This is a genomic window from Alcaligenes sp. RM2, assembly GCF_052931795.1.
Window position 1 is genome coordinate 40,234 of the sequence record NZ_JBRFIO010000006.1, and the last position, 14,633, is coordinate 54,866.

Annotated in this window: 13 protein-coding genes; 1 reads left to right on the plus strand and 12 read right to left on the minus strand. The window is 56.0% G+C overall.

Annotation, left to right across the window (positions count from 1 at the left end; genetic code table 11):
- Positions 1–181: 181 nt before the first annotated feature.
- From fabG to ACU6HM_RS16825, 4 genes are all read right to left on the minus strand, one after another.
- Entirely contained in the window at positions 182–922 is a 741-nt protein-coding gene (fabG, locus tag ACU6HM_RS16810) for a 3-oxoacyl-ACP reductase FabG (protein WP_009456856.1), read from the minus strand.
- A gap of 312 nt (positions 923–1,234) precedes the next feature.
- Positions 1,235–2,176, minus strand: coding sequence for a pirin family protein (locus ACU6HM_RS16815; RefSeq protein WP_009456860.1), 942 nt, complete (start codon positions 2,174–2,176; stop codon positions 1,235–1,237).
- A gap of 91 nt (positions 2,177–2,267) precedes the next feature.
- Complete coding sequence (gene ycaC / locus ACU6HM_RS16820; protein ID WP_009456862.1) at positions 2,268–2,894, minus strand: isochorismate family cysteine hydrolase YcaC; 627 nt, start codon at positions 2,892–2,894, stop codon at positions 2,268–2,270.
- A 165-nt stretch (positions 2,895–3,059) separates the two neighbouring features.
- Positions 3,060–3,938 carry a pirin family protein gene (locus tag ACU6HM_RS16825; RefSeq protein ID WP_446764105.1) on the minus strand — a complete coding sequence of 293 codons (879 nt, stop codon included), beginning with the start codon at positions 3,936–3,938 and terminating at the stop codon, positions 3,060–3,062.
- A gap of 108 nt (positions 3,939–4,046) precedes the next feature.
- Between ACU6HM_RS16825 and ACU6HM_RS16830 the strand changes: the two genes are divergently transcribed.
- On the plus strand, positions 4,047–4,952 hold the full coding sequence (locus ACU6HM_RS16830; RefSeq protein WP_009456866.1) for a LysR family transcriptional regulator: 906 nt from the start codon (positions 4,047–4,049) through the stop codon (positions 4,950–4,952).
- A gap of 80 nt (positions 4,953–5,032) precedes the next feature.
- On the opposite strand, the gene ACU6HM_RS16835 is transcribed toward ACU6HM_RS16830, so the two are convergent.
- The 8 genes from ACU6HM_RS16835 to psrA all read right to left on the minus strand — a co-directional run bounded on the left by ACU6HM_RS16835 (position 5,033) and on the right by psrA (position 14,531).
- Positions 5,033–5,230 (minus strand): CsbD family protein, encoded by a 198-nt coding sequence (locus tag ACU6HM_RS16835; protein WP_446764106.1) that lies wholly within the window; start codon positions 5,228–5,230, stop codon positions 5,033–5,035.
- Between the two features lie 53 nt (positions 5,231–5,283).
- Positions 5,284–5,628, minus strand: a complete 345-nt coding sequence (locus ACU6HM_RS16840; RefSeq protein WP_009456877.1) for a BON domain-containing protein — start codon at positions 5,626–5,628, stop codon at positions 5,284–5,286.
- A 596-nt stretch (positions 5,629–6,224) separates the two neighbouring features.
- The gene (locus tag ACU6HM_RS16845) at positions 6,225–8,042 is read right to left on the minus strand and encodes an NAD(P)/FAD-dependent oxidoreductase (protein WP_250756276.1); all 1,818 of its coding nucleotides are present in this window, start codon (positions 8,040–8,042) and stop codon (positions 6,225–6,227) included.
- A gap of 158 nt (positions 8,043–8,200) precedes the next feature.
- Entirely contained in the window at positions 8,201–10,156 is a 1,956-nt protein-coding gene (locus ACU6HM_RS16850) for a sigma-54-dependent Fis family transcriptional regulator (RefSeq protein ID WP_446764107.1), read from the minus strand.
- Positions 10,157–10,270: 114 nt separating this feature from the next.
- Positions 10,271–11,098 carry a phosphonoacetaldehyde hydrolase gene (phnX, locus tag ACU6HM_RS16855; protein ID WP_035269761.1) on the minus strand — a complete coding sequence of 276 codons (828 nt, stop codon included), beginning with the start codon at positions 11,096–11,098 and terminating at the stop codon, positions 10,271–10,273.
- A gap of 36 nt (positions 11,099–11,134) precedes the next feature.
- Entirely contained in the window at positions 11,135–12,004 is an 870-nt protein-coding gene (locus ACU6HM_RS16860; protein ID WP_446764108.1) for a LysR substrate-binding domain-containing protein, read from the minus strand.
- Between the two features lie 22 nt (positions 12,005–12,026).
- Entirely contained in the window at positions 12,027–13,322 is a 1,296-nt protein-coding gene (locus ACU6HM_RS16865) for an MFS transporter (RefSeq protein WP_009456894.1), read from the minus strand.
- A gap of 126 nt (positions 13,323–13,448) precedes the next feature.
- Positions 13,449–14,531 (minus strand): iron-containing alcohol dehydrogenase PsrA, encoded by a 1,083-nt coding sequence (psrA, locus tag ACU6HM_RS16870; RefSeq protein ID WP_203145342.1) that lies wholly within the window; start codon positions 14,529–14,531, stop codon positions 13,449–13,451.
- Positions 14,532–14,633: the final 102 nt, after the last annotated feature.

Below are 14,633 nucleotides of genomic sequence, written 5' to 3' on the forward strand. Positions count from 1 at the left end.
TAGAGGGTAGGTGCCGTCGGATGGGGGGCCTGAACCGCCCCCTGCAACTTTCACAGCGACAACGCCAAACCGCTTGTTCCCGTAGAAAAAGCCTGAATCTGCTTCAAGTCAGATTCAGGATTTTTTGTGGCGGCTCAGGATTCAAGCAGGAGTCCTCCAAGCCATCGTTCAGAGCACGGTATTAAACCGTCAAACCGCCCGACACTTCCAGCGTCGTGCCATTGATGAAGCTGGCTTCATCCGAGGCCAAAAACGCATACACATTGGCGATCTCTTCAGGCTTGCCCATGCGGCGCAACCAACAATGATCACGAAAGCCTTGCAGCACTTTTTCGGGGATGGTTTTCAAAATGTCTGTTTCGATAAAACCGGGACAGACGGCATTGACGCGTATCCCCTTGGGGCCCAACTCCCTGGCCCAGGTTTTGGTAAATCCTATCACCCCGAACTTGCTGGCCGCGTAATTGGTTTGACCATAATTGCCGTACAAACCCACCACGCTGGAAGCATTGAGAATGGAACCGCTTTCCTGCTCCAGCATCACCGCGGCCACGGCCTGAGTGAAGTTGAAAACCGCTTTCAGGTTCACATCAATCACATCATCAAATTGCTGCTCGGTCATGCGTACCAGCTTGGCGTCCTTGGTGATCCCGGCATTGTTCACCAGCACATCAATGCGGCCAAACTTTTGCTTCACATCCGCCACCATGGCGTCAATCTGTGCACGGTCCGTCACATCCACGGTGTAGCCTACGGCGGTAACGCCATTACCACTTAAAGACTGCGCTGCTTGATTGACGGCATCCGCATTACGATCGCACAACACCACAATCGCCCCTTCCTGGGCAAACTTCCTGGCCGTTGCCAAACCAATTCCAGCTGCCGAACCGGTGACTATGGCCACTTTATCTTTCAATCGCATTCCAGCTACCTTTTAGAAATTGTTCAACGCTGTTGTGCAAACAAAAGGGCTTGACCGCAGCCGTACAGACCTTTTCCTGTGGACCTGCTTGCACCAGCACACTGTTTTGTACTCCGATCACAAGCAGACCGCCAGTCACGGTGGGCAAACTGTACACAGACACAATGGCCCCGAAAGGGGCCACTTGAACAGCGGGATAAGGGCGAAATACACATGCGCCATAGCCCTGCTCGGAAACCAGGACAGGCAGCCAGCAAACCACGGCCAGCGTCATCGCAATAGACGATCAGAACCAGCAGCCGTCAATGAAAATCAGTTGCTTGCCCATGGCAGATCCGGCGCAATCAAGGGCTCACCGTCATAGCCATGCACCACACCAAAGCGCTCATGGGCCGCACGCCAATCGCGTTGTGCCTGGCCGATCACGTCCTTGTTTTTACCAACAAAATTCCACCACAACACCAGTTCCTCGGTATACGGCTCGCCACCCAGCACAATGACTCGGCTACCGGCACTCAGACTCAAGCTCAACTGCGTCAGGCCACGGCCCACGTAGGCCAGTTCATTGGCCTCGAACTGCTCGGACTGAATACCCAAGGTACCTTGCACGACTAAAAAGCCATACTCAAACTCGGGGTTCAAATTCAGTCTCACTTCCCCAGCCTTGGAGCTGCTCAAATCCATCCCCACCATAGGCGAATACATTTTGCTGGGTGCCTGATGCTGTGCATAGGTACCGGCCAGCAGGGTAAAGTCGCACTCGTCCTCACGCCAATGAGGCAAGTCAGGATGGTGGTCAAAAGCGGGTTCACAGGTGGCGTCCTTGGACGGCAAGGCAATCCAGAGCTGAACCGCATGCAGCTTGTCCTCGCCGGGCAAAGACTCCTCGGTATGGCTGATACCGCGTCCCGCTGTCATCAAGTTCACCTGACCAGGCTTGACCACTTGCACATGGCCCAAGCTGTCACGGTGCAGAACCTCGCCCTGAATCATCCAGGTAAAGGTTTGCAGGCCAATATGTGGATGAGGGCCCACACGCAGGCCGGATCCCGACGTGAACACGGCGGGCCCTGCATGATCCAGGAAGCACCAGGCCCCCACCATACGCCGTTGCGAGGAAGGCAGAATCCGGCTGACGGTAATGCCCCCACCCACTTGTGCGCCGCGCCCGGCAACACGTTGAACATGTTTTTCGCCGTTGATGTCTTCGGGACAATCAAAGGATGAAGAGACTTCGGAACTGTGTGTACTCATGGGTCGAACTCCTGAAAACAGATCTGGGGGCTGGGTTTCAAACAGCCAAAAGCGCTGGCCACTCAAGTGACCAGCGCAGCGCCGAAGCGATTTACTTACCGGATGTGAACTTGGTGTGGCTATTGATCAAGTTGCGGTAGTCGGGGATATGGTTGGAGAACAAGGCACCCAGACCTTCCACGTCATTACGCCAGTCGCGGTGCAGTTCGCAAGCCACGCCAAACCAGGTCATCAGTTGAGCACCGGCCGAAGACATGCGATCCCAGGCCGAGTGACGTGTCAGTTCGTTGAATGTGCCCGAGGCATCGGTGACCACGAACACATCAAAGCCTTCTTCCAAAGCCGACAGGGCCGGGAAAGCCACGCACACTTCAGTCACCACACCGGCAATGATCAGCTGCTTCTTGCCCGTTGCCTTGATGGCTTTGACGAATTCTTCGTTATCCCAGGCATTGATCTGACCAGGGCGAGCGATATAAGGCGCATCCGGGAAGGTTTCTTTCAGCTCCGGGACCAAAGGACCATTAGGGCCTTCTTCAAAACTGGTGGTCAGAATGGTGGGCAAGTTGAAGTACTTGGCCAGATCGGCCAGAGCCAGCACATTGTTCTTGAACTTGTCTGGATCAATGTCACGAACCAGGGACAGCAATCCGGTTTGGTGGTCAACCAGCAAAACAGCGGCTTGGTCTTTATCAAGACGTTTGTAGGGCGTAGTCATCTCAGTTTTCCTCAAAGGGGATTGAAAAGATCGGGTACCACAGGGTAGTACCCGGTACTGCCACAGCGCTGGTGGTATCGCGCTGCAAATTACGTATCAGGGCAGCCATCGGCCCTCTGTTCAAACTGCGAGGGCGGCTCACGCAGCCCCCCCAGCCTTGCACTACTACGATGCCGATCCCGATGCCATGGCACCAAAGCGGCCATTATTGAAGTCATCCATAGCCTGCAAGATCTCTTGCTTGCTATTCATGACGAAGGGACCGTGTCCCACAATGGGCTCATCAATGGGTTCACCACTGATCAGCAGGACGACAGCATCGTTATTGGCCTCGACACTGAACTGACTGCCGCTACGATCCAGAACGACCAACTGCCCTTCACGAGCCACGCTTTGACCATTGACCAGTACGGTGCCTTGCAGCACCACCAAGGCGGCTGTCCAGCCTTCAGGGCTTTCCAGCTCGGCAATGCCCCCCTGATTCAGACGCATATCCCATACATTCATGGGGGTGAAGGTCCTGGCAGGGCCAGTGGCACCGTCCTTTTCTCCGGCGATCACACGCACCATGCCAGCAGCATCAGGCAGTGCGACCACAGGAATTTGCTGGTCGGTAATGGCCTGATAGCCAGCGGGAGCACGCTTGTCTTTGGCAGGCAGGTTGACCCACAGCTGCACCATTTCCAAAGTGCCGCCAGAACGAGCAAAAGCATCGGAGTGATACTCCTCGTGCAAGATGCCCGAGCCGGCCGTCATCCACTGCACATCACCGGGGCCGATCGTGCCGCCCTGGCCCGTGGAGTCGTGGTGCGAGACCTCGCCCTTGTAGACGATGGTGACGGTTTCAAAACCCCGATGTGGGTGCTGGCCAACGCCGCGCTTGTGGTTGCTGGGAGCAAACTCGGCAGGGCCGGCATAGTCCAGCAGCAGGAAGGGGCTCAACTGTTTTGCGTGTGTGTGGTACGAAAACAGGGAGCGAACGGGGAAGCCGTCGCCCACCCAGTGAGGACGGGGAGCGCTATAGATACCAAGAATTTTCTTCATGTCCATCTCCTTGTTTCAACATAAGAGACAGAATAAACTCGGGACAACGAAGCCAGTAGCCCCCTAAATCGGCCATCTATGTTCCATTTATGGAACGATAAAACTGCCATGCAAGATTTAAACGACTTGTACTTCTACGTTCAGATTGTGGATCACGGCGGCTTTGCCCCGGCCGGTCGCGCACTGGGTTTACCCAAATCCACGCTTAGCCGCAGGCTGGCTGCACTGGAAGAGCGCCTGGGAGTACGGCTGATCCAGCGCTCCACCCGCCGCTTTACCGTGACCGAGATTGGCCAGACCTATTACGAGCACTGCAAGGCCATGCTGGTAGAGGCCGAAGCGGCACAGGCAGCCATCGAACTGACACGTGCCGAGCCGCGCGGTGTGGTGCGCCTCAGTTGCCCCATCACCTTACTGAACGCCCATGTCAGTGATATGTTGGCCGACTTCATGGTCAGCTACCCGCATGTCACGGTGCAGTTGGATGCCACCAACCGGCGCGTGGACCTGATCGGGGAAGCGCTGGATATGGCGATCCGCGTGCGCCCGCCACCATTGCAAGACAGCGATCTGGTGATGCGTGTTCTGTCCGACCGTAGCCAATGTTTGATAGCCAGCCCGGAGCTGATTGCCCGCCACGGGATGCCCGGCTCACCCGCTGATCTGGCGGACTATCCCAGCCTGGCATTGGGTCTGCCACAACAAAGCCATACCTGGACCTTGTATGGTCCCGATGGCGCACAAGCCGTGCTGCATCACACGCCCCGCCTGATTACCACCGATATGACGGCCTTGCGCTGCGCTGCACTAAAAGGCGTTGGTGTGGTGCAGTTGCCTACCCTGGTAGTCTGCGATCAATTGGCCGACGGCTCTTTGGTGAAACTGATTCCGGACTGGGCTCCACGTCGCGAAATCATTCATGCCGTGTTTTCCTCCCGCCGGGGGCAGATGCCAGCTGTGCGAGCATTGCTGGACTACCTCGTCGAACGCTACCAGCAGATGGATGAGGACTGACAGCAACCTTGCCAAGGCACAAAGAAAAACGCCCTGCATATGCAGGGCGTTTTATAGTCCTGGGCAATCAAGCCAGGGGATCAGGCGCCGCCATTAAAGTCGCGAACTTGCTTTTCAGCTTCCTCACGCGCAATGCCGTAGCGCTCCTGAATTTTACCGACCAGATATTCGGTATTGCCTTCGGCAACATCAATATCGTCATTGGTCAGTTTTCCCCATTTGGCCTGAATCTTGCCAGACAACTGTTTCCATTTACCTTTGATCATATCTTCATTCATAGTCGCTCTCCTGTTTCAACGGGAATTCACAATTAGGATTGATGACGGAACTTTTATTCCGGTTTTACTTTCAATCCCGACGAATCGACTTTCACAACGCCTTTCACACTTTCCGTTGCAGCAACGGCTTTCTTGTGCTCAATTTCACTGGGCACGGTACCGGTCAATGTTGCGACGCCATTATTGGTTTCAACAGAGATATCCGTGCTCTTCAAATCCTTGGTGCTGGCCAGATCAGCCTTGATCTTGGTGGTGATCCAGGTATCGCTGACGGCTTCGCCTGCGCTTGCCGAGTGATCCTGATTAACGGCTGGTTCATTAGCCATTGCACCGCTTTGCAGACCAAAACTCAAAGCAGTAGTCATCAACACACTGGATAGGATGGCGGATTTTTTCATATAAGTTCTCCAATATCAGAAAGGGAATTTTTAATTTAAAAACCCTTTATCCCTGCTATTAAAAGGAGTCCAAATCAATCAACAAAAATTTCGTTGTTTGCGATGGATGGTTCCACCGTAACATTCCCGACCAGGCTGAAAACTACAAAATGCTACAAGCGTTTTCTTTATAAGTATTTTCTTCAAACTTCATACATCCCTATTCACCTCACTTATGGAAAGCGGCTTGTTTCAGGCCAATCCTGGCCATCATGCAGGCCAGACAAAATCCGCCCTGACACGCAGCACGGCTGGTTTCCATACGTTCCTGACGAAGAAACGGAGGCCCCTTTGAGGCGAAAAATTCTGGGCACGAACAGAGCAGTCAAGCAGAGCCTCGCTCACTGGATAGGAGCCGCTCAGGGCAGATACATAAAGTAAAAAATTTAGCAGGGCTGCTAACAAAACCACCGCCTTAGCCGCGATGCTTGTCGCGCAAACACGCCCTCCGCAGCCGACAAGCGAAAAAAAGCCAGATCATCGAATTGATAATCTGGCCAAAATCAGAACAAGGTGCAGACTGCGCACTCTTACCCAAGCAACAAAGTCACTATCGATCAACGCAGATGATGCACCTCCTGCATCCCGTAAACCTGCACCGGCAAGCCAGCCTGACGCGCTTTAAGCTGCAAGGCCAGGTATTGGGAATAATGACGCGACTGATGCAAATTGCCGCCGTGGAACCACAAGTTCGGCTGTTGCGTTGGCTTCCACATATTGCGCTGCTCGCCCTCCCAGGGCCCTGGATCTTTGGTGGTTTCCGAACCCAGACCCCAGCACTTGCCTACCCTATCCGCCATTTCCTGGCCTGCCAGATCGGCCACCCAGCCATTCATGGAACCGTAGCCCGTGGCATACACCACCAGGTCCGCAGGCAGTTCCGTGCCGTCTGTCAGTACCACAGCGTTCTCTGTCAGATGGCTGATGTCGGTCCGGGACTTCAGCTTGATGCTGCCATCAATAATCAGTTCGCAAGCGCCCACATCGATGTAATAACCCGAAGCACGACGCAGATACTTCATGAACAAACCGGAGCCATCGTCACCCCAATCCAGCATGAAGCCTGCCTCCTCCAGCTTCTGATAGAACTGTGCATCGCGCTCGCGGATCTTGTCGTACACAGGGATCTGGAAGTCCGCCATGATGCGGTACGGCAGAGAGGCAAAGAGCAAATCTGCCTTGCGCGTGGTGACTCCCGATGCCAGTGCCCGTTCAGAATACAGATCTCCCAAGCCGATCTCCATCAAGGAGTCGGATCGCACAATATGCGTGGACGAACGCTGCACCATGGTGACATCCGCCCCCGCCTCCCACAGCGCCGCGCAAATATCGTGCGCCGAGTTATTGGCCCCGATCACCACTACTTTCTTGCCCGCATATGCTTCTGGTCCGGGATGCTGCGAGGAGTGCTGCTGTTCGCCCTTGAACACATCCTGCCCCTTTATGCTGGGCACGTTTGCCTTGCCGGACATGCCCGTAGCAAAGACCAATTGCTGTGGCCGTAACGTCATGGGCTTGCCATCACGTTCGATCTCCACCTCCCAGGTCTGGCTGGACTCGTCGTAGCGCACCTTCTTGCATACGGTGCTGCTCCAGTAATTCAGCTCCATCACCTTGACGTACATTTCCAGCCAGTCGCCAATCTTGTCCTTGGGTGCAAAGACAGGCCAGTTATCGGGGAAAGGCATGTAAGGCAGGTGGTCGTACCAGACGGGGTCGTGCAGGCACAGCGACTTGTAGCGTTTGCGCCAGCTATCGCCAGGGCGGGCATGTTGATCAATGATGAGCGCGGGTACGTTCAACTGCCGCAGGCGCGCGCCCAGCGCAATACCACCCTGCCCGCCGCCGATCACCAGCACATAGGGCTGCTCGGTCGTGCCCAACTCAGCCTGCTCCTGTTGACGACGTTCCTGCCAGGTCTGACGCCCACGGCGAATGCCATGCTCGGCCCCCATGGGGCGGCGCACACCCAAAGGCTCCTCGTGCCCTTTCAATTCCGACATGGTGGTCAGGAAGGTCCAGATCTTCCCGTCCTTGACCCGAATATGGCCGTAGCCACGCGCCAGGTCAGTTTCCACACGAAACCAGCCCTCCACCAGACCTTGGCCGTCGTCACTGACCGGCTCGGCACTGTCGCGCTCGAACCTGGCTGACACGGCGCCTTGTTGCTGCTGCGTCAGCATGTCGCGGATCTGGTCGCGCCCTTCCATGGTTCGGATATTCCAGGTGAACATGACCAGATCACGCCAAAAACATTCTTCGGCAAACAGGGCTGCCGCATCGTCCGGTGCATTGCTGGCAAGCGCATGGGTCAGCTGTTCAAGAACCGTGTCCAACTGTCGCGCAGACGGCTGCAGTTGCTGCTGTGTTTGCATGATTTGTCTCCATATCGTTTTAATGTTGCGCCGGGCTTTTGTTGCCCAGCTATGGAGTACATAGCAAACACCGTGCCAAACCGGGAGTGGCTTGTTTTAAAGGGGCGCTGCCTGTTTTAAGGCGGTGAAACTGTGCCAGCGGTGACACAGGTGGTGCATCAGGTGTCGCAACCTGTGTCAGAGGGCGACTCTTGGCGAGCTACGCCTGCCCGTTTGATATAACGATGCAAGGTGGACCGGCTGATACCCAACTGCCGGGCCGCTGCACTCACGTTATCGCCACAGGCCTGCAAAACCTGCTGCCAGGACGACTCTCCGGCAGAGACGGCTGCGGCCGTTGGGCTGCCTGTAGATGTGGCCAGACGCCGCTCTCGCAAGGCCTCCGGCAAATCCTGCACCTCAATGCAGGAACCTTCCGCCAAGGCCAATGCCAGCACCAGCGCATTGTCCAGCTCGCGTAAATTACCCGGCCACTCGTAGGCTTGCAGCGCTTGCCAGGCCTCGGGAGACAAACCGGGCACATCGCCTTTATTACGCCGATGCAATATCTGCTGCACCAACCATTCCAGATCACTACGCTGACGCAAAGCGGGCAAGGCCAGCACTGCCGCATTCAAGCGATACAGCAAATCCGCACGAAAGCGGCCTTGCTCTACCAAGGCACTTAAATCATGGTGGCTGGCTGAAATCACACGCAGGTCCACGCGCTTGCTTGTGCGTGCGCCCAAAGGCATCACCTCGGATTCGGCCAGCACACGCAGTAAACGGCTTTGCAGGGCCAGCGGCATATCGCCAATCTCGTCCAGGAACAGGGTGCCTCCATCAGCCGCCTCGATCAAACCCGCACGGCCCCGTGCAGCACCGCCGGTGTACGTACCGGCCAGATAGCCAAACAATTCGCTTTCAATCAGGCTCTCGGGCAAGGCCGCACAATTGACGGCCACAAAATTCCCGCCACGGCCGCTAGCCGTGTGAATCGCACGTGCCAAATACTCTTTGCCCGAACCTGTCTCGCCCTGCAACAACACCGGCATTTCCCGCGTTGCCAAACGCGCGGCTTTCAATAGCATGGACTGCATGGCCGCATCTGTGCCTGCCAAACCTCGCAAGGCTTGTGGCAAGGCGGCATCCACGGCTGCCCCATCCATCCCCACAGACCGGTTGCTCAACACACGTCGGGGTTCAATGGCATGGGCAAAAAGCACACTGCCATCACGTGCCATAACGACACGCTCCTGCGTGGGGCGATAGCGCATCAAGGTCGGTAACTGATCCACTTCCAGATGCAGAAAGCGCATCAAACTCTGCCCCAGCAGATCCGCAGGATTACGCCAGTCCACCCCCGCTGCCCGCGCCAGAATCCGGGCACCCGTATGCGTCATGCCCTTGATACGGCCAGAGCCATCAATCGCAATAGCGGCTTCCGGATCAATATCCAGAAACTCCGGCGATTGCGACAAACATAGAATCCATTCCTGACGGTGACAGGCCATCAAATTGGCCAGCTCAATACGGCGGGTCGCCGCATTGGCAAGGTGCAGGGCCAAACCTTGGCTGGCCTTGGCCTGCGGCGACTGCAGCAAGGATAAATCCAGCACCGCAGCCAGCTCGCCGTCGTAATGATAGATAGGCGCCGCCGTGCAGGACAGGGGCGCGTGCATATGATCGAAATGATCGTTTTGATGAATGGTCAGAGCCTCGCCCGTGTGCAGACAAGTGCCCACCGCGCAGGTTCCTGCACGCTCTTCAGACCATTCCGAGCCCATATACAGACCAGCCTGCCGCAAGGCATCACGCTGTCCATCCGAGCCCAGGAAATCAACCGTGACGCCCTTGTTATCAGATAGCAGCAGCACGTAATTCAGCCCGGAGACCTGCTGATAAAGACGCTCCAGCCCGGAGCGCGCAATATTGATCAGGGCTTCGGACTGCTGACGATGCTCGCGCAATTGGGAGTCCGGCACGATATAGGCCTCGCAAGCCTGCGCCGGGTCCAGTCTGTGATGCTCAATGCATCGTCTCCAGCTGTGGACCACAGCCTGATCGCGCCGGGACAGGCTGCCCTGCCAAACAGCCGTGATCTCTTGGACGTGTGCCACATGTGAAGACTGCATCAGACCTCATCCCGAAAATAGGCCAAGCCCCGGGCGGGCGTGGCCTATCTTTCAGTGTGCCGCCATGCTTAGCCGCCGTACATGGAGGTTTTCCTTGAGATGCGGTGCAGCAAATCAGCTGCTTTGAGGCATTTCCCCATTGGCCAAGCGGCGGTTGATGTCTGCCAGCACCTCGGGCAGATCAACAATGGTATCGATCAGATAATGCGGGCGCGAATCGCTGAACATGGCCCCAATACGCTCGCGTTCGCTTTGCAGCTTGTCGGCAGGCAGCTTCTTGAACTCATCGTAGGTCAGACCCAGAGCATTGCCCGAGCAGGTCAGTGCCACGGTCCACATTCCCGCACTGCGCCCCTCCACAATGCCGGGCCAGGTGTCGTCCACTTTGACGCAGGCGGCCACGTCCGACACACCCAAGGCAATCACGTTGGCCAGCGACTGAGCCGGGTACGGGCGGCCATTGGGCACCTCATCCGTTGCGACCACGCATTCTGCCATGTAGCCATTTTTCGCTGCCAGTTCGACCACTTTATCCATGACCACTTTGGGGTAGCCAGAACAGGATCCTACTTTGACACCGGTACTTTTCAGGTTGGAGATCACTTCCAGGGCCCCCGGAATCAGGGCCGAGTGCTCGGCAATTTTTTCGATCTGCAAAGGCATGAAGCGCTCGTAAATCGCCGTGACATCGTCGTCGCTGGGGACACGGCCAAACTTGGCTTTATAGCGCTCGGCAATCTCGGGCACATTGCACAAAGTGCGGATGTGATCCCACTTGCCCATCCCCATGGGGCCACGAGCTTCTTCCAGGGACACTTGCACACCAAACTCGGCAAAAGCCTCGACAAAAATCTGCGTGGGTGCAAAAGAGCCAAAATCAACGACAGTGCCTGCCCAGTCAAAAATAACGGCCTGTACTTGTTGAGGTTGCTGATACGTCATCATCGTTCTCCAAACGCGAAATGCGGTGTAAACAAGCTAATGGGTGGATTCCAGATCCATGAACAAATCATTAATAAGTGGTCGATCTTTTCGTAATTCCAGGCAGCACAGGTAGTAGTCGATATAAAAAGGATGCTGGTCGAACGTGATCAGGCGGGTACCGGGAATATCCACATACTCCGGCGCTGAGACAAAACCAATTCCCAGCCCTTTACGTATGGCATGCACAATGGCCTCGCGGCTGTTCAGTTCCATCACGCAATTGATCCTGATCTGATGCTGCCTGCAACCCTCCTCAATAATCTGGCGGGTGCGTGACCCTTGCTCCCTCAGCACGACAGGCTCATCCTGAAGCTGCTGAACCGATACCCGACCCTGCGAGCACCAGGGATGCTCTTCGGGCACCACAGCCACCACCGGATAGCGCTGGTAAAGCCGGGTGTACAAGCTTGGATCTGATTTGGGATGCGCCAGCAAGGCCACATCCACATCAAAGTCGTACAGCTTTTCCAGCACCTCGCTGGCCGAGGCAAAGTAGGTTTTCAATTCAATATCCGGCTTGTTCTGCCCCAGCTTGAAAATCAGATCCATCGCGATAGGTGGCGAGACCGCCCCCACTCGCAACAGGCCGGATTTACGCTGCTTGAAACTCTCCAGCAATTGCACCGCTTCCTCTTCAAGATCAAACAAGGGCTTGGTGATCTCGTAGAGCTGCTGTCCGGCCGAGCTCAGTTCCAGCTGATTGCCGGAGCGATAAAACAGCTCGACATCAAAACGCTTTTCCAAAGCCCGGACTTGTTCGCTGACGGTAGGCTGCCCAATGCTGAGATAACGTGCGGCCGAGGTGAAACCGCCGGTATGGGCGACGGCGTAAAACGATCTCAACCATTTGTGGTACTGGTGCATGGACAAGCCTCAGGAGTGATGATTAACGACGTATGAATAGTGCCACCAGCGCACTGCAGGCACACGCAATCAACACAATCACAAAGATCAGCGAGGTATCCCCCGTCGAGTCCAGGACGCTCCCGATCATGGGCTCGGCCAGACCGGCGAACAGATAGGAAGAAAAGTTCATGACACCGGTTGCCGTGCCCGAACGTTTAGCTCCCACCAGATCGGGACACAAGGCCCAGAAGCTGGAGGCGGGTCCATACACAAAGAAACCGCACAAAAACAGCGCCACCAGGCCCAAAGTGCTATGAACCGGCAAGGTCCACATCCACAGACTGGTCAAGGCACCCAGGCTCGTATAGAGCATGATGGCCAGGTAACGCTTGGAGCCAAACAGACGGTCTGAAATCCAGCCATTGCTCAGCGCTCCAACGGCCATGCCCACTGGCAGAGCGATCGTGATCCACTTGGGATCAATAAGGCTATCGCCCGTCTTCCAGTCCGCGCCCAGAAAATGGACCGGCACCCAGACAATCAAGCCGTATCGGGCCGCATTCTGAAAGCCCAGGGACAAGGCAGCGATCAGAAGGCGCTTGTTTTTCAGAACAGCCTTGTAACGCTCCCAGGAGGACTCCTTCTCCCCTTCCAGAGCCTTGGCCTGATCGTTGGCATTGGCCACTCCCGTATCGGCCAAAGGCTTAAAACCCATATCCTCTGGCCGCTCGCGAGCAACCAGATAAAACACGATTCCGCCCAGCAGCATCAGCAATACGGGCAGCCGGAAAATCCAGCGCCAGTCCAGATGCATGACATCGATCACCACGATCGAGGTGACATACGACAGAATCGACGCACAGCCTGCGGCGAACACGTATAAGCCATAGGCCTTGCCGCGCTCGGACACACCCCACCAGTTGGAGATCAGGCGACTGCCCGGTGCCCAGCCCAGCGCCTGAAAGTAGCCATTGGCGCCCCAGGGAATGATCAGGCTGAAAAAACCGGTGGCAAAGCTGGCTACCCAGTTCGCGCCACACGACAGAATCGCGCCAGCAGACATGATGCGACGACCGCCATACTTGTCCGCCAGATTGCCATTGATGGCTTGTCCAATGGCGTAAGCCCATAACAAGGCGGCCGATACCCAGCCCAGGGCAGCACTGCTAAAGCCAAACTCCTCTTTCAAGCCCGGAATCGCAAACCCGAAAGTCTGCCGCCCGGTATAGAAAAACAGATAGCAGAACATCGCGGCCAGCAGCATGCGCCATTGGGCCCGACGAAACGAAGACCCGGATGCCGCCGTGGCCCCCGACAGACTTGTTGCGTGATTCATAACCAGCTCCTTTCACTCCCCCGCTGCTGGCAAGCCAGGCCAGAGGAATGCTCTATTCATGCGGTATGAGAAGGGGGGAATCTTTCCTCTCTCCCTTCATTCGTTTGTCTCTCGTTTTTTTATGACTCAGGCGGCGATAAAATTCTTGCCGCGTGCACCCTGCATGGCATAAGTGATCATGGCAGCCTGCTCGTCCGGCCCTACGCCATAGTCCTCAAACTCGGTCTTGACGCCCACACTGAGCAAGAAGTCCCGCAAGTGAGCTTGAGCCTGCTTGCGATCAGGGCCAAACAGGCTTTCAAACACCAGATCCCGGGATGGATCACAGCCCCAGGCCAGGCCCAGTACAAAGGGCAAGGTAAAGGAGCAGGCGATGCCATGCGGCAAGCCGTGACGCAAGGTCATTTCGTAAGAGATGGAGTGCGCCAGGGCGGTCTTGGTATTGGAAAACGCCATGCCCGCTTTCAAGGCCGCCAGCGCCATTTTGGAGCGCAGCTGGATATTGCCCAGATCCTTCTGCAGCAAGGGCAAATAGGTAAGGATGTCCTGAATGGCAGAGACCGCAAAGGTGTCGGAAATGGGGTTGGCATTCACATTCCAGATCGACTCCAGGGCGTGCGACAAGGCATCCAGCCCAGTTGAGACCGTCACTTTTTCCGGTACTGTCAGCATCAACTCCGGATCAATAATGGCAACGGCAGGCCAGGTTTGCTCCAGATGCAAAGAGTACTTTTTCTGTGCTTGCTGATCCCAGATCGTGGCCCACGGAGTGACCTCGCTGCCGGTCCCTGCGGTTGTAGGCACCGCAATCAAGGACTTGGCCTGAACAGGAGTAAAAGCCTTGCCGGTGGACAAGAGATCCAGCAGTTCCTGGAAGGTGCCCGTCTGAGTCCCCACAATCAGCGCCTTGGCCGTATCAATGGCACTGCCCCCGCCCACGGCCAGCACAATGTCCGTTTGCCCGGCTTGCTGCCAGAAGGACTCGTAGACATCCTTCAAGTAACTGACATCGGGATTTGGCTGCACATCTTCGACAACATGAATCAGCCTGTCGCCCAGCAAATTCCCGATACGCTCAACCAAACCCAGCCCACGAGCCTCCGGAAAGGTCACCAAGGTGACTTTCTTGTTGGCCGCCAAGGTAGAAATTTCATTCAAACTTCCCGGGCCGAAGCAGGTCCGAACCGGGTTGGAAAAATACGCCGTCATGGTTTGCCTCCTTATTGTTGCTAGTCATCGTAGAGAGGCATACCAAGGGCGACAAATCGATTAATTCGCACTGGCTATCGATGCAACCAATAAGGTGCCAGC

Coding starts and splice junctions, on each gene's coding strand:
- ACU6HM_RS16845 (WP_250756276.1), bottom strand. CDS start 8,042: ATGCAAACACAGCAGCAACTGCAGCCGTCTGCGCGACAGTTGGACACG.
- psrA (WP_203145342.1), bottom strand. CDS start 14,531: ATGACGGCGTATTTTTCCAACCCGGTTCGGACCTGCTTCGGCCCGGGA.
- ACU6HM_RS16865 (WP_009456894.1), bottom strand. CDS start 13,322: ATGAATCACGCAACAAGTCTGTCGGGGGCCACGGCGGCATCCGGGTCT.
- ACU6HM_RS16830 (WP_009456866.1), top strand. CDS start 4,047: ATGCAAGATTTAAACGACTTGTACTTCTACGTTCAGATTGTGGATCAC.
- ACU6HM_RS16840 (WP_009456877.1), bottom strand. CDS start 5,628: ATGAAAAAATCCGCCATCCTATCCAGTGTGTTGATGACTACTGCTTTG.
- fabG (WP_009456856.1), bottom strand. CDS start 922: ATGCGATTGAAAGATAAAGTGGCCATAGTCACCGGTTCGGCAGCTGGA.
- ACU6HM_RS16815 (WP_009456860.1), bottom strand. CDS start 2,176: ATGAGTACACACAGTTCCGAAGTCTCTTCATCCTTTGATTGTCCCGAA.
- ACU6HM_RS16860 (WP_446764108.1), bottom strand. CDS start 12,004: ATGCACCAGTACCACAAATGGTTGAGATCGTTTTACGCCGTCGCCCAT.
- ACU6HM_RS16850 (WP_446764107.1), bottom strand. CDS start 10,156: ATGCAGTCTTCACATGTGGCACACGTCCAAGAGATCACGGCTGTTTGG.
- phnX (WP_035269761.1), bottom strand. CDS start 11,098: ATGACGTATCAGCAACCTCAACAAGTACAGGCCGTTATTTTTGACTGG.
- ycaC (WP_009456862.1), bottom strand. CDS start 2,894: ATGACTACGCCCTACAAACGTCTTGATAAAGACCAAGCCGCTGTTTTG.
- ACU6HM_RS16825 (WP_446764105.1), bottom strand. CDS start 3,938: ATGAAGAAAATTCTTGGTATCTATAGCGCTCCCCGTCCTCACTGGGTG.
- ACU6HM_RS16835 (WP_446764106.1), bottom strand. CDS start 5,230: ATGAATGAAGATATGATCAAAGGTAAATGGAAACAGTTGTCTGGCAAG.